15 protein-coding genes and 1 tRNA gene are annotated in these 17879 nt (G+C 75.7%); 10 read left to right on the forward strand and 6 right to left on the reverse strand.

Annotated features, from left to right (window positions below):
• The first annotated feature begins 59 nt into the window (after positions 1–59).
• From ACIA79_RS08710 to ACIA79_RS08730, 5 genes are all read left to right on the forward strand, one after another.
• Positions 60–1388: a cytochrome P450 gene (locus ACIA79_RS08710; RefSeq protein ID WP_399427415.1), complete on the forward strand. Its 1329-nt coding sequence runs from the start codon at positions 60–62 to the stop codon at positions 1386–1388.
• A gap of 79 nt (positions 1389–1467) precedes the next feature.
• Positions 1468–2217 (forward strand): TOPRIM nucleotidyl transferase/hydrolase domain-containing protein, encoded by a 750-nt coding sequence (locus ACIA79_RS08715; protein ID WP_399427416.1) that lies wholly within the window; start codon positions 1468–1470, stop codon positions 2215–2217.
• Positions 2218–2305: 88 nt separating this feature from the next.
• On the forward strand, positions 2306–4585 hold the full coding sequence (locus tag ACIA79_RS08720) for a WD40/YVTN/BNR-like repeat-containing protein (RefSeq protein WP_399427417.1): 2280 nt from the start codon (positions 2306–2308) through the stop codon (positions 4583–4585).
• 86 nt (positions 4586–4671) lie between these two features.
• Positions 4672–5253 carry a hypothetical protein gene (locus tag ACIA79_RS08725; protein ID WP_399427418.1) on the forward strand — a complete coding sequence of 194 codons (582 nt, stop codon included), beginning with the start codon at positions 4672–4674 and terminating at the stop codon, positions 5251–5253.
• A gap of 485 nt (positions 5254–5738) precedes the next feature.
• Entirely contained in the window at positions 5739–7094 is a 1356-nt protein-coding gene (locus ACIA79_RS08730; RefSeq protein WP_399427419.1) for a trypsin-like serine protease, read from the forward strand.
• Positions 7095–7176: 82 nt separating this feature from the next.
• Here the strand turns inward: ACIA79_RS08730 and ACIA79_RS08735 are convergent, their stop codons facing one another.
• The 3 genes from ACIA79_RS08735 to ACIA79_RS08745 all read right to left on the reverse strand — a co-directional run bounded on the left by ACIA79_RS08735 (position 7177) and on the right by ACIA79_RS08745 (position 10079).
• Positions 7177–7797 (reverse strand): MBL fold metallo-hydrolase, encoded by a 621-nt coding sequence (locus ACIA79_RS08735; RefSeq protein ID WP_399427420.1) that lies wholly within the window; start codon positions 7795–7797, stop codon positions 7177–7179.
• Positions 7794–8879, reverse strand: coding sequence for an S-(hydroxymethyl)mycothiol dehydrogenase (locus tag ACIA79_RS08740; protein WP_399427421.1), 1086 nt, complete (start codon positions 8877–8879; stop codon positions 7794–7796). Before ACIA79_RS08740 ends, ACIA79_RS08735 begins: the two co-directional genes overlap by 4 nt.
• Before the next feature lie 333 nt (positions 8880–9212).
• Positions 9213–10079: an IclR family transcriptional regulator gene (locus tag ACIA79_RS08745; RefSeq protein ID WP_399427422.1), complete on the reverse strand. Its 867-nt coding sequence runs from the start codon at positions 10077–10079 to the stop codon at positions 9213–9215.
• 208 nt (positions 10080–10287) lie between these two features.
• Between ACIA79_RS08745 and ACIA79_RS08750 the strand changes: the two genes are divergently transcribed.
• Positions 10288–10653, forward strand: a complete 366-nt coding sequence (locus ACIA79_RS08750) for a DUF488 domain-containing protein (RefSeq protein ID WP_399427423.1) — start codon at positions 10288–10290, stop codon at positions 10651–10653.
• On the opposite strand, the gene ACIA79_RS08755 is transcribed toward ACIA79_RS08750, so the two are convergent.
• Together ACIA79_RS08755 and ACIA79_RS08760 are read right to left on the reverse strand one after the other, a co-directional pair.
• Positions 10643–11578, reverse strand: a complete 936-nt coding sequence (locus tag ACIA79_RS08755) for a DMT family transporter (protein ID WP_399427424.1) — start codon at positions 11576–11578, stop codon at positions 10643–10645. The genes ACIA79_RS08750 and ACIA79_RS08755 overlap by 11 nt on opposite strands.
• A complete protein-coding gene (locus ACIA79_RS08760) occupies positions 11575–12354 on the reverse strand; it encodes a phosphatase PAP2 family protein (protein ID WP_399427425.1) in 780 nt (259 codons plus the stop codon). The genes ACIA79_RS08755 and ACIA79_RS08760 overlap by 4 nt, the downstream gene beginning before the upstream one ends.
• 124 nt (positions 12355–12478) lie before the next feature.
• Here ACIA79_RS08760 and ACIA79_RS08765 point away from each other — a divergent pair, with 124 nt between their 5' ends.
• Both ACIA79_RS08765 and ACIA79_RS08770 read left to right on the forward strand, forming a co-directional pair.
• On the forward strand, positions 12479–13087 hold the full coding sequence (locus tag ACIA79_RS08765) for a TetR/AcrR family transcriptional regulator (RefSeq protein ID WP_399427426.1): 609 nt from the start codon (positions 12479–12481) through the stop codon (positions 13085–13087).
• Positions 13088–13198: 111 nt separating this feature from the next.
• The gene (locus ACIA79_RS08770) at positions 13199–14413 is read left to right on the forward strand and encodes a cytochrome P450 (protein WP_399427427.1); all 1215 of its coding nucleotides are present in this window, start codon (positions 13199–13201) and stop codon (positions 14411–14413) included.
• Here the strand turns inward: ACIA79_RS08770 and ACIA79_RS08775 are convergent.
• The gene (locus ACIA79_RS08775; RefSeq protein ID WP_399427428.1) at positions 14378–14905 is read right to left on the reverse strand and encodes a DUF309 domain-containing protein; all 528 of its coding nucleotides are present in this window, start codon (positions 14903–14905) and stop codon (positions 14378–14380) included. The two genes, ACIA79_RS08770 and ACIA79_RS08775, sit on opposite strands and share 36 nt — an antisense overlap.
• A 113-nt stretch (positions 14906–15018) precedes the next feature.
• Between ACIA79_RS08775 and ACIA79_RS08780 the strand changes: the two genes are divergently transcribed.
• Both ACIA79_RS08780 and ACIA79_RS08785 read left to right on the forward strand, forming a co-directional pair.
• Positions 15019–17673 carry an ATP-binding protein gene (locus ACIA79_RS08780; RefSeq protein ID WP_399427429.1) on the forward strand — a complete coding sequence of 885 codons (2655 nt, stop codon included), beginning with the start codon at positions 15019–15021 and terminating at the stop codon, positions 17671–17673.
• A gap of 53 nt (positions 17674–17726) precedes the next feature.
• A tRNA-Pro gene (locus ACIA79_RS08785) sits at positions 17727–17800 on the forward strand.
• The last annotated feature ends 79 nt before the right edge of the window (positions 17801–17879 follow it).

Consider the following 17879-nt stretch of genomic DNA (forward strand, 5'->3'; position numbering starts at 1 on the left):
GTGATGCCCGCGCCCGTGGGGCACGTGACGACGTACCGCTGCCGGACAGGAGCAGACCCGTGGCCATTCCCGCCCGACCGGACTCCCCGCCGAACCCGTCCCCCGCAGGCCGTCCGGTCCCCGAGCTGGATCCCGCAGCCGTCGAGCAGTGGCAGGCCGGGGGAGGGGAGATCGTCGACCTCCTCACCCAGGCGCACGAACGGCTCGGCGGCGTCGCCGGGTTCCGGCTCGGTACGCGCCCGACCGTCGTGGTCACCGGCCCCGAGGCCGTCCAGCACGTACTGGCGCTCCATCCCGACCGGTACGTGAAGCGCTCGCACCGCGCCCGGCTGCTGATCGGTGACGGGGTGCTTGCCGCGACGGGCGAGGCGTGGCAGCGGCAACGACGGCAGCTGCAGGCGCAGTTCACCGGCCGGGGCATGCGCCGCTACGAGCAGCGGATCGCCGACGCCGCCCGCACGACCGCCGCGCGCTGGACCGCGTACGCCCGCACCGGGGAGGTCGTCGACGTCGGCGAGGAGATGCGCCGCTTCGCCCTGGACACCATCTGGCGCTCCCTCACCGGGCACCCCCTCGACGCCGGAACGGAACGGGAACTGGCCGCCGTGCCCGCCGTGGTGGCCGCGCTGCCCCGCCTGCCCGCCGACGGCGTCACCGCTCAGGGGGCCGTCGCGGCCGAGCTGGCGCGCATCGACGCCGTGGCGGGCCGCGCCATCGACGCCGCCCGCGCGGGCGAGGCCGGACCCGACGGCCCGGGCCTGCTCCACGTCCTGATCGAGGCCGCCGGTACCCGCCCCGAGTGCACCGACCGGCTGATCCGCGACGAGCTCGTCACCCTGCTGGTCGCCGGACACGAGACCACCGCCACCACCCTGACCTGGCTCCACCTCCTGCTGGAGCGGAACCCGGAGGCCCGGGAGCAGACCCTGGCCGCCGGGGCCGAGGGCTCCCCCGGGCGGCGGCAGGCCGTCCAGGCGCTCGTCCACGAAACGCTGCGCTTCTACCCGTCCGCCTGGATCCTGCCGCGCTGCGCGGCACAGGACGACGTCCTCGCCGGATACGCGATCGAGGCCGGTACCGACGTGCTGGTCTGCCCGTACCTCACGCACCGCGACCCCGCGCTCTGGGCGGACCCCGGACGGTTCGACCCGCAGCGCTTCACCACGCCCGGACGGCGCCCCGCCCATCCCGGGAGCTACCTCCCGTTCGGCATCGGGCCCCGGGCCTGCCTGGGCCTGCAGTTCGCCCTCCGGGAGTCGACCGTCCTCCTCGAACAGCTGCTGCCCGCTCACACCCCGCGCTTCCGATCCCTCCCCGCCGGCGCCGCCTTCGGTATCACCGTCCGGCCCGACGGCCCGGCAACCGCGGTGCTGGAGCCGCGCGGCTGAGAACCGGCCGCAGGCCGGGTCCGCCCGCCCCGCCGGAAACCACCGGCGCGGGTCCGGGCCGGGTGACAGACTCGGGCGGATGGAGGACATGGGGCGTTTCCGGACGGCGGTCGCGCGGGCGGCGGGGCGGCAGGCGGACCCGGCGGCCGTCGCGGAGTGCCGGGACCGGGCGGAGCGCCTGGGCGTGCGGACGGTCGTGCTGGTCGAGGGGCGCAGTGACCAGGCCGCGCTCGAAGCCCTGGCCGCGCGGCACGGGCGGGACCTCGACGCGGAGGGCTCCCCGGTGGTGCCGATGGGCGGCGTGACCAACGTCGGACGGCACCTGCGGATCCTCGGACCCCAGGGGCTGGGCCTCGGCGTGGCCGGCCTGTACGACGCCGCCGAACACCACCACGTCCTGCGCGGGCTGGAGCAGGCCGGGCTCGGCCCGGTCTCCGGCAGCGACACCGGCGACGTCGGCGGCGGCGCCGCGGAAACCCGTACCGCCGCCACCGGCGCGCCCGCCGGTTCCCCCGCGGAGCCGTCCCACGCCGTTCTGGAGCGCCGCGGATTCCACGTCTGCGTCGCCGATCTGGAGGACGAGCTGATACGCGCCCTGGGCGCCGACGCCGTCCAGGCGGTCATCGAAGCCGAGGACGAAGGGCGCGCGTTCCGTACGTTCCGGCAGCAGCCGGCCCAGCAGGAGCGGACCGTCGAGCAGCAACTGCACCGCTTCATGGGCACCCACAGCGGCCGCAAGTCCCGATACGCACACCTGCTCGTGCACCGCCTGGACCTGGCGCGGACCCCCGCACCGCTCGCCCGCCTCCTCGCCCGCACCGCCGGCTGACCGCCCGCTCCCGCGCGCCACAACGGCCGACTCGCGCACTGTTGCTCGCCCACCGCATCTCGTAGCGTCGTCGCGGCTTGAAGTGAACATGGCTATCGAGAGGCTGTTCATGCGCAGACGCCTGCTGTCGCTCGTCCTCGCCGCGGCCGCCGGTGCCGCGGTCCTCACGGCCCCCGCGACCGCCGCGCCGCCACCCGTCACCGCCGCGCCGCCGCCCGCGACCGCCGCGCCGCCCGGGCCGCCGGACGCGTACCGGCCGGTGCGCGGGCCGTCCGCGCCCGCGGAGTACCGCTACCTCCAGAAAACCCTGCCCGGGCAGTCGATTCCGCGCCACGCCCACGACCTCGCCGCCCAGCAGGCACGCCGGCTCCCGGCGGTCGGAGGGCGCTGGAAGCCGCTCGGGCCGACGAACATCGGCGGGCGCATCGTCTCCCTCGCGCTCGACCCCGTGCGCGCCGACACCGTGTACGCCGCGGCGGCGAGCGGCGGGCTGTGGCGCAGCACCGACGCCGGGCAGACGTTCCGGTCGGTGTGGCCCGACGGGTGGACGCAGTCCATGGGCGCGGTCGCCACCGCCCCCGACGGCACGCTGTACGCCGGCACCGGGGAGCCCAACCCCGGTGGCGGCAGCATCACCTACGAGGGGACGGGCCTGTACCGCAGCACCGACGGCGGGGCGCACTGGCGGTTCATCGGCCTGCGCGACTCGGGCGCGATCAGCGCCATCACCGTGGACCCGGCCGACCCCCGCCGCGTCTTCGTCGCCGCCGCCGGGTCCTTGTACAACGGCGGGGGCGACCGGGGTGTCTACCGCTCGGACGACGGCGGGGAGACCTGGCGGCGCATCCTCGCCGGGGCCAACGACTTCACCGGGGCCACCGAGATCGTCGTGGACGGCGACCGGCTGTACGCCGTGCTGTGGGACCACCGCCGCCGCCCCGACCTTCGGACCTACGGGGGAGTCGGCTCGGGTGTCTTCCGCAGTACGGACGACGGCCGGACCTGGCAGCGGCTGGGCGGTGGCCTGCCCGCCGAAGGACCCGACGTGGGCCGGATCGGGCTCGCCGTCGCGGGCGACCGGCTCTACGCGATCGTCACCAAGGCCGGCGGCCCCTTCGAGGGCTTCTACGTCTCCGACGACGCCGGCGACCGCTGGACCCGTACCCCGGACCACCCGGCGCTCGCCGCGTCGCAGTCGAGCTTCGGCTGGTGGTTCGGCAAGGTGTGGATCGATCCGCAGGACGTCCGGCACGTCCACGTGGCCGGCGTCGCGCTGATGACGACGAAGGACGGCGGCGCCACCTGGACGGGGGACGACACCAGCCTGCACGTCGACCACCACGCCATGGTGTGGGACCCGCGCCGGCCCGGCCGCGTCTACCTCGGCAACGACGGCGGTGTGTACCGCTCCGACAGCCGCGGTGACGGCGGCTGGGTGAAGGCCCGCCACGAGCCGTACACCCAGCTCTACAGCGCCGCCATCACTCCGCAGGACGTCACCCGGATCTCCGGCGGCGCCCAGGACAACGGCTCGCTGCGCTCCTGGGGCGGTGACGGCTTCAACGAGTACCTCGGCGGCGACGGCGAGGAGAACCTCATCGACCCGGCCGATGCCGACAACGTCATCGCCTGCTACCAGTACGGCAATTGTTTCCGCTCGACCGACGGCGGCGACACGCTCACCTACTTCGCCGACCGGACCACCTTCAAGCGGCGCAACTGGTTCACCCCGGTTGTTTTCGACCCGCGCGACCCGCACATCCTGTACTACGGCGCCGAGGTGCTCAACCGTTCTACGGACGGCGGTGCGACCTGGCAGGCCATCAGCCCGGATCTGTCCGGAGGGCCGGGAGCCGACCCCGCTTACCCCAACTACGGCACCATCACCTCCATCGCCCCGGCCGGTGACGGACGCACCGTCTACGCGGGGACCGACGACGGCCGCGTGTGGGTGACCCGCGATCTGGGCGGGACGTGGACCAAGCTGGCCGAAGGACGACCGTGGGTGACCCGGGTGGTCGTCGACCCCGCCGACCCCGACCGGGTCTGGACCACCCACTCCGGCTACCGGGCGGGCTCCCCCCTGCCGCATGTGTACGCCAGCTCCGACGGCGGCAGGCACTGGCGGAACATCTCCGGGAACCTGCCCGCCGCACCCGTCAACGACCTGGTCGTGGCCCGGGGCGGCATGCTGCACCTCGCCACCGACCAGGGGGTGTTCACCAGCCCCTCCGGCCGGGGCCACTGGCTGCGGCTCGGGCGCGGCATGCCCCAGGTCCCGGTCGACGACATCGAGTACGACCCGGACCACCACCGGCTCGTGGCCGCCACCTTCGGCCGGGGGTTCTACGAACTGACCACCCCCTGACCCCCCGAGCGGACGTCTGATCACTCGTGCGAGGGGTACGGGCGGTTCGCCGCTCCGCCCGGGCCCGCCCCCCGGGCAATCCCCGCATGAGGAGCCGTGCGCGGGGGCGCTACGGGGTCGTCTTCTTCGCGCTGGCGATCGGGGGCATCGCCGGAGCCCTGTGGATCAGCTACCGCTTCGATCTGCGCCCGGCCGGGACGGCGGTGTCACTGCTGCCGTCCCTGGCCGGGCTGTGGCTGTCGTGGGCCGCCTTCCGCGCGGAGCGGGCCGGCGCGGCCGTCCCGCCCGGCCCCGCGGAGATCGCCGACCAGCTCGCCCTGGCGGTACGCAACCAGTGGGACACCGAAGTCCGCATGCCCCGGATGAACGATCCGTACCCGCTCGCGGTGTCCTGGCGGGCCGCCGACGCGGACCTCGGCGAAGCCTGGCCGGAACTCCTCGCGACGGCGGACGGCCTGCCCTCCGGCCCGGACGGTCCTGCCCCCGGCCCGGGCGGTCTCCGCCCCGGTCCGGACGGCCTGTGGCCAGGACCCGGCGGGCGGGCCGCCGGGCCCGCGGACCTGGCCGGGGCCGGGGCCGATGGCTCACCGGTCCGCCCGCGGCGATCGTCGGCGGGCCGGCCGGGGGAGTCGCGGGCGGTATCGGCCGCGGGCTCGCCGCCGGGCTGACACCGGGATCGCCGAGGGCGCCACGCCGGGGCTGGCCACCGAGGCGCCGGGCTGGCTGTTGACCACGACCGCCAACGGGCTCGCCTACGGTTTCGCCGGCGGTGTCGTCGGCGCGCTGTCCAGCAGGCTCGTCACGCTCCACCCGGCCCGCTGGGCCTGGTCGTGGGACTGGCGCGGCGCCGTCGTGGGCCTCGCCGCCGGCGGTGTCCTGTGGTTCTCCTTCCGCCCCGCCTTCGGCGTCTCGGCGGCCCTCCTCGGCGCCGCCGCGAGCGGCACCGTGTACGCCCTCGCGGCCCGGGCCGCGCCCCCCCGCACCCGCGCGGACGACGCCGTAGGCGCCGCTGACCGGCAGTTACGCCGCATGGCGGGCCCCGCATCTCCCGTAACGCCTAATAAGAAGACAAGCCGACATTTCCCGGAGCGCTTTCGGCAACACCTACGGTTCGGGCCTTGCCCACCCCCCACCGAAACCGAGGTGACACCTGATGCTCCACAGACACGCCACAGCCGCGTGCACCGCCGCCCTGGCCGCCGTCGGCGCGCTCGTGCTGACCGGGCTGCCCGCCGCGGCCGCATCACCCGCGCCGCCCACCGGGCCGTCGGCCGCCGCGGAGCTCGGCGCCGACAAGCCGTCCGCCGAGGTGCTCCGTGCGATGCAGCGCGACCTGGGCCTCACCCGGGAACAGGCCGCGCAGCGCCTGATCAACGAGGCCGAGGCCGGAGCGATCGCCGGACGCCTGCGCGCCTCGCTCGGCACCCGCTTCGCCGGCGCCTGGCTGCGCGGCACCACCTCCGCCACGCTCACCGTCGCCACGACCGACGCCGCCGACGTCCCCGCCATCAAGGCGGGCGGCGCGCAGGCCGAGGTCGTACGGTACGGGCTCGCCGAACTCGAGGCCGCCAAGGCGAAGCTGGACAAGGCCGCCACCACCACGAAGACCCTCGACGCGCCGGTCCGGTACGTCGACGTCCGGACGAACACCGTCACCCTGGAGGCCACCGAGCAGGCCGCCGCCGACGCGCTCCTCACCGCCACCGGCCTCGACCGCCCGCTCGTCCGCGTCCGCACGACGGCCGAGCGGCCGCGCCCGCTCGCGCACGACATCCGCGGCGGCGACGCCTTCTACATCGCCATCAGCCGCTGCTCCGTCGGCTTCTCCGTCCTCGCGGGCACCCAGCAGGGCTTCGCCACCGCCGGGCACTGCGGCAAGGAGGGCAACACCACCACCGGCTTCAACAAGGTGGCGCAGGGCACCTTCAGGGCCGCCGAGTTCCCCGGGCAGGACATGGCGTGGGTCGCCACCAACGACGACTGGACCGCCACGCCGTACGTCAAGGGTGAGGGGGAGGAGAACGTCGAGGTCACCGGCTCCACCGAGGCCCTCGTCGGCGCGTCCATCTGCCGCTCCGGCTCCACCACCGGCTGGCACTGCGGGACCGTCGAGCAGCACGACACCAGCGTCACCTACCCGCAGGGCACCGTCACCGGCATGACCCGGACCACCGTGTGCGCCGAACCGGGCGACTCGGGCGGCGCGTACGTCTCCGGCAGCCAGGCCCAGGGCGTCACCTCCGGCGGCTCCGGCAACTGCACCTCCGGCGGCACCACCTTCTACCAGCCCATCAACCCGATCCTCAAGGCGTACGGGCTGACGCTGAAGACCACCGCGAGCGACGCGGGCGAGGTCGGCAAGGCGGGCGGCGCCTGGGCCACCGGCAAGGTGTACGCGCCCGGCCACCGGGTCACGTACGACGGGGTCGCCTACCGCTGCATCCAGGCGCACCAGGCCCAGCCCGGCCGGCACCCCGCGGCCGTGTCCGCCCTCTGGCAGCGCATCTGACGTGACACCACGCCGGACGGGCCCGGGCCGGCGCGGCCCGGGCCCGGCCCGTCAGCGGTACTCCCGGATCACGTCCGCGAGGTCAGACGGTGTCCGGTACGTGCGGCCGCTCCGCCGCGATCGTCGTGTCGGGGCCGTGGCCGGTGTGCACGACCGTGGCACCCGGCAGGGGCAGCAGCCGCCGGCGGATCGACGCCACGATGGTGTCCCGGTCGGAGTACGAGCGGCCGGTGGCCCCAGGGCCGCCGTGGAACAGCGTGTCCCCGGTGAACACCGCGTCCAGGAACGGGACGTGGAGCGCGCAGCTGCCCCAGGTATGGCCGGGCGTGTGCAGCACCCGCACCCCGGCGCCGGCGACGAGGAGCTCCTGCCCGTCTCCCAGCGCGCCGTCGGGGGCCCGGCCGGGGTGCATGGCGTCCCACAGCTCGCGGTCCGCGGGGTGCAGCAGGACGGGCGCCCCGGTGGCGGCCGCGAGGGCGGGCGCCGCGCCGATGTGGTCGTCGTGGCCGTGGGTGCACACGACGGCGGTGACCCGGCGGCCCGCGACGGCCGCCGTGATGGCCGCGGCGTCATGGGCGGCGTCGACGACCAGCACCTCTTCGTCGTCACCGATGAGCCACACGTTGTTGTCGACGTCGAAGGTCTCCCCGTCGAGGCTGAACGTGCCCGAGGTGACCACCCGTTGGGCCCGCACCGTGCTCACAGCACGACCACCGAACGCAGGACCTCGCCGCGGTGCATCTTCGCGAAGGCACCCTCCACCTCGTCCAGTGCGATGGTCTCGGTGACGAAGGCGTCCAGGTCCAGCCGGCCGCCGAGGTACTGGTCGATGAGGACGGGGAAGTCCCGGCTGGGCAGGCAGTCCCCGTACCACGACGACTTCAGGGCGCCGCCGCGCGAGAACAGGTCGATCAGCGGCAGGTCGATCCGCATGTCCGGGTCGGGTACGCCGACCTGCACCAGCACGCCCGCGTGGTCGCGCATGTAAAAGGCTTGCTCGTACGTCTCGGGGCGGCCGACCGCGTCGATGGCGACGTCCACCCCGAAGCCGTCGGTGAGCGCCCGTACCGCCTCCACGGGGTCGGTCTCCCGCGCGTTGACGGTGTGCGTGGCGCCGAAGCGGGTCGCCGTCGCGAGCTTCCGGTCGTCGATGTCGACGGCGATGACACGCCGTGCCCCGGCGAGCGAGGCGCCCGCGATCGCGGCGTCGCCGACGCCTCCGCAGCCGATGACGGCGACGGTGTCGCCCCTGCCGACGTTGCCGGTGTTCACGGCGGCGCCGTAGCCGGCCATCACGCCGCAGCCGATCAGCCCGGCGGCCTCGGGACGGGCGGCCGGGTCGATCTTCACCGCCTGGCCGGCCGCGACGAGGGTCTTCTCGGCGAAGGCGCCGATACCGAGGGCGGGGGAGAGGGGCGTGCCGTCCAGCAGGGTCATCGGCTGCCGGGCGTTGCGGGAGTCGAAGCAGTACCACGGCCGGCCGCGGCGGCACGACCTGCACGCGCCGCAGGGGGCGCGCCAGGCGAGGACGACGTAGTCGCCGGGGGCGAGGTCCGTGACGCCGTCGCCGACGGACTCGACGAACCCCGCGGCTTCGTGGCCGAGGAGGAACGGGAACTCGTCGTTGATGGCGCCTTCCCGGTAGTGCAGATCGGTGTGGCACACACCGCACGCCCGGACGGAGACGAGGACCTCGCCCGGTCCCGGGTCGGGTACCAGGATCGTCTGCAGCTCGACGGGTGCGCCCTTCTTCACAGCGACGACGGCACGGACCTCATGGGACACGACGGCACTCCTCTGCTGGGCGCGGTGCTGGTTGCGCGGTGCGCGACGGGTTGCGCGGTGAGAAACATACTGAGAACGGCGGCAACCCACCGTCAAGAGGAGGAATCAGACGCCGGGGCGGGCCCGCGACCGAAAACCGGTGAGGGACGGCCACCACCCGGACACACGGGGGCGCGGGGCCGGGTTCGTTCCCCGGCCCGCGTCCGTGTGGAAGACCATGTCGCGCCGACGCCGCCGGTATTCGCCGGTTGCCGACACCCTTCGGTTTCCGCCGGCGTCCTTCGGCATCCGCCGGCCTTCTCGCCTCCGCCGTGTCCCGCCCGTCCCGGCGGCTCAGAGCCCGTACCCCATCCGCCGGGACAACTCGCCGGCCGCCGCGGCCGTACGCCGGGCGAGCTCCGGCAGCCGGTCCCGCTCCAGCCGGTACGCCGGCCCCGACACGCCGATCGCCCCGATGACGCTCCCGTCGTGCCCGCGCACCGCCGCGGCCACCGCGTGCAGCCCCGGTTCCAGCTCCTCCACGGAGAGGGCGAACCCCTGCTCGCGCACCGCCTGCAGGGCGGAGCGGAGCTTCCCGGCGCTGGTGACCGTGTGCGCGGTGAACCTCGGCAGTGCCCGGGCCAGCAGGCCCTCGCGCAGTGTCGCCGGCAGGTGGGCGAGCAGCACCTTGCCGCCGGCCGTGGCGTGCAACGGGGTGCGCCGGCCCAGCCAGTTCTGCGCGGCGACCGAGGCGAGCCCGCGGGCCTGCACGACGCTGACGGCGGCGTCGTCGTCCAGCACGGCGATGTGGGCCGTCTCGCCGAGTTCGTCGGCGAGCTCCCGGCACACCGGCCCGCCCTCCTGGGAGATGTCCAGCCGGACCGCCGCCGCCCCCGCCAGGCGCAGCACGCCCGCCCCGAGGGAGTACTTGCCGCGGTCCCGGGCCTGGGCGACCAGGCCCCGGTTCTCCAGCACGCCGAGCAGCCGGAACGCGGTCGACTTGTGTACGTCCAGCTCCTCGGCGATGTCGGTGACGCCGGCCTCGCCGAGGCGCGCGAGGATCTCCAGCACGCTCACCGCCCGGTCCACCGATCGGATCGCGCCCGACGCGCCCCGGGAGCCGCGCTCCGGGGCACCCCGGGAAGCCGTGGACTCCTCGGCGTCCTCCGCGTCCCCCCGGGCGTCCCCGGGGAGCCGGCCGTCCGGCTGGTCACGGGTCATCGCTCCCCTCCCACCGCCGTGCGGCCTCTTCGCGCCGCACGCCCCCAAAGCCCTGACACGGCGTACCCCCGACCGGATCGCGTTGCGCGGAGCGCTCCCTCGTGCGCCGGGAGCAACCTGAGGCTACCCAGGAGCCGCACCCCCGAGTCGTGTCGTCGCGGGCTCGCCCGAGGAGCCGGGCCGGCCCCCACGGCCTACTGTGGGGACCATGACGCGAGCCGCCCACCGCCCCACGGTCCGCCGCATCTACGACGCGGCCGAGGACGGCGACGGGACGCGGGTCCTCGTCGACCGGCTCTGGCCGCGGGGCGTGTCCAAGGCCGACGCCCGCGTCGACGAGTGGCCCAAGGCCCTCACCCCCTCGACCGAGCTGCGGCGCTGGTACCACGCCGGGGAGGGCACGTACGAGGAGTTCCGGGAGCGCTACGAGACCGAGCTGGCCGGGCCGGACGCCGCCGAGGCCCTCGACGGGCTGCGCGGACTCGTCCGGAAGGGGCCGGTCACGCTGCTCACCGCCGCCAAGGAGCCCGGCCGCAGCCACGCGCAGGTGCTCGTGGAACTGCTCACGCGATGACCGGCCCGGGGTCCGGCTCGGCCTCCGGCTCCGCCGCGTCCGGTACGGGCCGGGGCTGACCGGCCGTCAGCAGGATCACCCCGCGGGCCGCGAGCCCCGCCGAAACCGCCGCGACCAGCCAGCCCAGCACGCCCGCGCGGAAGGTCTCGCCGAGCAGCGCGACGCCGATGACGGCCGCCACCGCGGGGTTCGACAGGTTCACCACCGCGAGCGGCGCGGCGAGCCCGCCCCGGTAGGCCGCCTGCGACAGCAGCAGCCCGCCCAGGGCGAACACGGCCACCAGCGCGCCCAGGAGCACCGTCTGCCACACCGTCACCGGGCCGCCCGGCAGCCGGTGTGCCGCCGCCGCGGTGACCGTCTGCGTCAGCGCGGACGCGACGGCGGAGGCGACCCCCGACGCGGTGGCGAAACCCAGCACGGAACCGGATGCGGCCCGGGACCCCCGCCCGCGGCCGGGCTCGTCCGGGGAGGGGGCGCGGCACACCAGTACCGCGATCAGCAGCGCCGCCGCGGCGGCGACCGCCAGGGCCTCCGGCAGCGACAGCGCGTCGCCCGGCGCCGCCGGTCCCACCACCGCGACCAGGCCCGCCAGCCCGCCCACCGTCGCCAGCGCGCCACGCCACTCCGTCCGGGTCACCCGCTGCCGCGCGTACCACGCCCCCACCGGCAGGGCGGCGACCAGCGTCAGCGCGCCCAGCGCCTGCACCAGGGTGAGCGGCCCGTAGTGCAGCGCCGCCACGTGCAGCAGCGCGCCCGCCGCGTTCAGCCCGACGGCCCACCACCACAGCGGCCGGGCCGACAGCCGCCGCAGCGCCCCGCGCCCCGCGGGCCCCGCCTGGGCCAGCCGCGCCTGGACCACCGCGGCCAGCGCGTACCCGGCGGCCGAGGCGAACGACAGCAGCAGCGCGAGCAGCGTGGCCCTCATCGCAGCGCCGCCCGTGCGGGAGCGGCCGCCCGGCGCGGTGCGGCGGCCCCCGGGGCCCGTACGACCAGCAGGGTCGCGCCCAGTAGCACGGCCGCCACCAGCGCGTCCAGCCAGTAGTGGTTGGCGGTGCCGACCACGACCAGCAGGGTCAGCAGCGGGTGGAGGAACCACAGCGCGCGCCACCGGCCGCGCGTGGCGGCGATCATGCCGACCGCGACCATCAGTGCCCAGCCGACGTGCAGCGACGGCATGGCCGCGAACTGGTTCGCCAGCGTGTCGGTCTCCGGTGAGGCGCCGTACACCGACGGGCCGTAGGCCTGCGCGGTGTCGACCAGGCCGGCCTCGGCCAGCATCCGCGGCGGGGCGAGCGGCACCAGCAGGTGCAGGACGAGCGCGGCGGCCGTGAGCAGCGCCAGCGCCCGCCGGGACCAGAGGTAGTGCGCCGGGCGGCGCCAGTACAGCCAGCCGAGGAAGGCCACCGTGGCCGGGAAGTGCACCGCGGCGTAGTAGGTGTTGGCGAGGTGGACGAGGGTTCCGTCGTGCAGGAGCAGGCGCTGCACCCAGCCCTCGCCCGGCAGGTGCACGGCGCGCTCGGCGTCCCAGACGGCATCCGCGTTGCCGAAGGCGCGGTCCTCCTGCCCGGCGGCGACCAGCCGGCCGAGCTTGTAGACGAGGAACAGCCCCGCCACCACCAGCAGCTCGCGGACCAGCGGCGGCCGCGCGGCGGCGGTCGACCCGGTCGTCTCCGGTGGTGTCACGGGTATCCCGGCGGCCATGCTCCGGCCCCTCTGCAGGTTCGTTCCGCTTATCGAGACGCTTACGTCTCGATACGTTTGCGTCTCGATTGTACGCCGCCTACTCTCGGACCTGCACGAAGGACCCGTCAGGCCGGAGAGAGCGATGTCCACACGCGCCGCCACCGCCGCCGCGCGCCGCAGCAAGATCGGCCCCGAGCGCGAGCAGGAGCTGTACACAGCCGTACTGGACCTGCTGCGGGAAGGCGGCTACGACGCCGTGACCATGGAAGGCGTCGCCGCCCGCACCAAGTGCGGCAAAGCGACCCTCTACCGGCAGTGGAAGACCAAGCAGCAGCTCGTGACCGCCGCGCTCGCCAAGAGCCGCCGCCCCCTGTTCACCGGCATCGACACCGGCTCGGCCGCGGGTGACCTGCGCGCCGCGGCCACGGCCGCCGCCGACCGCCGGGGCCGCGACACGGAACTGATGGAGGCCGTCGGCCAGGCCTACCTCCTCCACGCGGGGCTGCGCCGGGCGCTGCGCGAGACCGTCATCGACCCGGAGGTGGCCGCGCTCGACGCGATGCTCCGACGCGGCATCGAGCGCGGCGAGATCGACGCCGCCAACCCGGCCGTCGCCTTCGTCGCCCCCTGCTTCCTCGGCGTCCTGCGCATCGAGCGCCTCTTCGAGGACCGCTTCCCCGGCGACGAAGCCCTGCCGGCGTTCGTCGAAGGGGTGTTGCTGCCCGCGCTGGGCCTGGCCCCCCGCCCCTGACGCCCGCCCCCGCCCGTCGCCACCGCGCCACCGAGCGGCCAGGAGTGCCCTTCCCGGGCGCCGCGGCCTGCGGCACCATGACCGCACCGACCGCCGACGGAGGTGCCCCCCATGGACTTCGACTCGCTCGACGGACTCCAGCGCGACCCCTACCCCCTGTACGAGCGGGCCCGGCGCACCCCCGGCCTCACCTTCGTACCCGCCCTCGACGCCTGGCTCGTCGCCCGCGACGCCGACGTACGGGACGTGCTGTTACGGCCCGACACGTTCTCGTCCGCCGGATCGCTGCGGCCCGACGTCACCCCCGGCCCGGCCGCCCTCGCCGTGCTCGCCCGGGGCATCGGCAACCGCCCGACCGTCGTCACCTCCGACGGGCACGCCCACCGGCGCCTGCGCGCGCCGCTCAACAGCGCCCTGTCCGCCGCCAGGACCGCCGCCCTCCGCCGGTACGCGGCCGAGCAGGCCGCCGCGCTCGTCGACGGCTTCGCGGACGACGGCCGCACCGAGCTGATGACCGCGTACGCCCGCAGGCTGCCCGGCGCCGTGATCGGCCGCCTCATCGGACTCGACCCCGCCGACGTACCGGCCGCCGTGCACGGCAGCCACCGCGCCGAACAGCTCCTCTTCCGGCCCATGCCCGAAGCGGAACAGGTCGCCGCGGCCGAGGACGTCGTCGCCCTCCAGCACCTCCTCGACCGCTGCGTACGCGCCCGGCGCGCCGAGCCCCGCGCCGACCTGTGCTCCACCCTCGTCGCCGCGCTCGCCCCCGGTACCGGCGAGCTCACCCCCGACCAGCGCGACGAGCTGGTCGCCAACCTCCAGAACTTCCTCATCGCCGGGCACCTGACCACCACCGCGCTCATCGGCACCACCCTGCTGCACCTCCTGCGCCACCCGGACCAGTGGGAGCGGCTGTGCGCCGAGCCCGCCCTGATCCCCGCCGCCGTCGAGGAGGCCGCCCGCTACGACAGCGCCGTGCAGGGCTTCCGCCGCACCACCACCCGTCCCGTCACCCTCGCCGGCACCGAACTGCCCGCCCACGCCACCGTCTTCGTGGCCTACGGCTCCGCCAACCGCGACGGCACGCGCCACGCGCGCGCCGACACCTTCGACATCACCCGGCCTCCCGGCCGCCACGTCGCCTTCGGTCACGGCGCACACGGCTGCCCCGGCTCCCACCTCGCCCGCACGCAACTCCGGCTCACACTGGAGCTGTTCACCCGCCGCCTGCCGGCGCTGCGCCTCGACCCCGGCCACGCCGTGACGATGCGGCCCACCCTGATCCACCGCTCACCCGAGGCCCTCCACCTCGTCTGGGAGGCGTAGCCGCGGCGCCACCGCCACCGGATCCACGCCCGCGGCACCGGCCGCCCGATCCTCCGCCCCGCCGGTCTCCAGCCGGGCCGCCAGCTCACCCGCCCACGCCACCAGCCCGCCCACATCGATCCCATGACGGGGCGCGAAGGCGCGGATCCGATCCGCGCCGCGCCGCAGCAGCCGCGCCCCGCCCTGCGCGTTGCCGCGCGCCGCGTGCGTCAGCCCCACCGCCAGCTGGGCCAGCCCCCGCCACAGCTCGCGCTCCTCCCCCTCGCCGCACGACTTCCAGGCGTCCTCGAACACCTCGTGCGCATGGAACGGAAGCCCCGCGTCCAGCAGCCGCTGCGCCTCCCGCAGGGTCTCCTCCGGCGTGCGCTCCACCCCCTCCGGCTGCCGCTCGACCCCCGCCGCCCCGTACGGCAGCGGCCGTCCCAGTCCGTCTCGGGGACGCGCGTTGCGTGCGCGCCCCTCGGTGTCCCGGTCCCTTCGCGTCCTGTTCACGCCTCAATTGTCACCCTTCCGACGGGGTCGCTCCCCACCGTGTCCGCCACCCGGGTCACGGAGCTACTCTCGGGTCGAGGAGCGTTGTGCGGACTTCGTGGGGAGGGAAGCCGATGCTGCCGTCCCGGCCGGAACACCGGCTGTCCGTACCATTGTTGGAGCGCCAGTCCGAGCTCGCCGCGGCCGCCCGCGCCGTGGCGGCGCTGTGCGGGAGCGGCGGCTCCGGCGGGCTGCTGGTGTACCGGGGCGAGGCCGGCATCGGCAAGACGTCCCTGCTCGACGCCGTCCGCCGGCTCGCCGCCGACCGCTGCACCGTCCGGTCGGCACGCGGCGGCGAGACCGTCACGTCCGTCGCCTTCCACGTCGTGCGGCAGCTGCTGCGGCCCGCCCTCGCCGCGTACGGCGACGACGACCTCCGGCGGCTGTTCGGCGACCGGTACGACACCACCGCCCCCGCCCTCGGTGTCGCCCCGCCCCGCACGCCGCTCACCGACCCGCAAGGCGTCCGCGACGGGCTCGACCGGGTCGTCGCGCGCCTCGCCGAGCGCCACCGCGGCCGTCCCCTCGTGCTGCTCGTCGACGACGCGCACTGGGCGGACGCCGAATCGCTGGCCTGGCTCGATTCCTTCGCCGCCGGCCTGCCCGCCCTGCCGCTGCTGGTAATCCTCGCGCACCGCCCCGACGTACGCGCCGAGCCCGCCGCGGCCCTGCTCGGCACGCTCGGCGAGGCAGCCAGGCTGCGCGTCACCCTGCACGCCCTCACCGCGGACGCCACCGCCGACCTGACCCGGGCCACCCTCGGCGACGGAGCCGACGACGCCTTCTGTCGCGCGGTGTGGTCCGTCACCGGCGGCAACCCCTACGAGACGGTGGAACTGCTCGCCAAGGTCCAGGACCGCGTACTGCCGCCCGTCGAAGCGTCCGCGGACCGGCTGCGCGACCTGGCCGCCTCCGCCCGCGGCAGGGGACTCGTCGCCCGGCTGGAACGGCTCGGCACCGGGCCCACCCGCTTCGCCTGGGCCGCCGCCGTCCTCGGCACCGGCATCTCCCAGTCCCTGGCCGCCACCCTCGCGGGGATGGCCCCCGGCGAGGCCGAGGCGTGCACCCAGCGCCTGCGGGAGGCCCGCATCGTCACCGGCACCGATCCCCTGGAGTTCGTCCACCCGCTCATCGCCACGGCCATATACCGCTCCATCCCGCCCGCCACCCGCACCGCCATGCACGGCCGGGCCGCCTGGGCCGTCACCCGCGCCGGGCTGGGCGCCGCGGCCGCCTCCCGCCACCTGCTCGAAACCCACCCCGACGACGACGAGGAAGTCGTCGCCCAGCTGCGCGAGGCCGCGCGCGAGTACCTCGCCCTCGGCGCCCCCGCCGCCGCCCGCCGCTGCCTGGAACGCGCCCTGCAGGAACCGCCGTCCCCCCACACGTACGCCCACGTCCTGTACGAACTCGGCTGCGCCGCCCTCCTCACCTCGCCGCCCGCCACCGTGCGGCACCTGCGCTCCGCCCTCGACCTGCCCGGCCTCGACGGAGAACTGCGCACCGACGCCACCTGCCGCCTCGCCCAGGCCCTGGCCCACAGCGACCGGCTGCCCGAGGCGGCCCAAGCCGTCGCGGCCGAGGCCGCCCGGACCCCGCCCGGCCCGGCCCGCACGCGCCTGCGGGCCGCCCACTTCATGTACGAGGCGTTCCAGGCCGCCGAGGAGGACGGAGCCGGCCGCTCGCGCCGCCTCGCCGAGCTCGCCGGCCCCCTCCGGGGCGCCGACAACGCCGAACGCGCCCTGCTGTCGCTGCGCGCCTTCGACGCGATGCTGCGCGGCGAGAACGCCGACCTCGTCCTCGACCTGTGCGCACGCTCCCTCGTCGACGGCCGCCCGGCGCGGGGCATGGGCTGGACCGACACGGAGTGGGGCTTCGAGACACCCGCCATGGTCGGCATCGCGTACGCCTTCACCGACCGGCCCGACCAGGCGCGCGCCCTGTTCGAGGAGGCGGTGCGGGCCTTCGAGATCTCCGGCTGGAGCGGCGCCCACCTCGCCTTCGCCCACACCCTGCTCGGGCTGGCCCACCGCCGCCGCGGCGCCCTCGTGGAGGCGGAGAGCTTCCTGCGCGAGGCCCTGCGCCTCGCGGACCGCCTCGGCACCGGGCTGCCCGTCCAATGGGACGCGGTCTGCCTGCTCATCGACACGCTGCTGGCCCGGGGCCGGGTGTCCGAGGCCCGCCGCATGGCGGACCACCACCGCTTCGGGCCGCCCTGGCCCAGCGCGATGGTGATGCCCGACGCCCCGTGCGTCCACGGCCGGCTGCTGCTCGCCGAAGGCCGCACCGACGAGGCCGTCACCGAACTGGAGGCGGCGGGCCGCGCCGTGGAGGACCGCGACCGGCACAACGGCGTCTGGGCGCCCTGGGCCTGCGACCTCGCCCGCGCGCTCGCCGCCGACGACCCGTCGCGCGCCGCCCGCCACGCCACCCGCGCCCGCGTCCACGCCGAGCGCTTCGGCACCGACACCGCCGTCGGGGAAGCCCTGCGCTGCGCGGCCCTGTTCGCCCGCCCGGAGGAGGCCGTCGACCTGCTGGCCCAGGCGGTCCACCACCTGGCGGCCTCCCCGTCCGCGTACGAACACGCGCTGGCCCGGTACGACCACGGCCTGGCGCTCGGCTCCCCGGCGGAGCTCACCCACGCCGCCGACCTGGCCACCAGCTGCGGCGCGGACGCCCTGGCGACCCGCGCACTGCTGGCCCGGGAGTCGGTCCTGCGCCGGAAGTGAGGTAAAGTCTCCCTGCGCGCGCACCACGGCCACCGGCCGGGTGAACCGCGCACCGGGACGTGGCGCAGCTTGGTAGCGCACTTGACTGGGGGTCAAGGGGTCGCAGGTTCAAATCCTGTCGTCCCGACTTGAGAAAGTCGCAGGTCAGGGGCCGTTTCAGAGCAATCTGGAACGGCCCCTTGGCCATTCTTGGGGAGCGGCCGGGG

This window comes from Streptomyces sp. NPDC051310 (assembly GCF_044455245.1).
GTDB lineage: Bacteria > Actinomycetota > Actinomycetes > Streptomycetales > Streptomycetaceae > Streptomyces.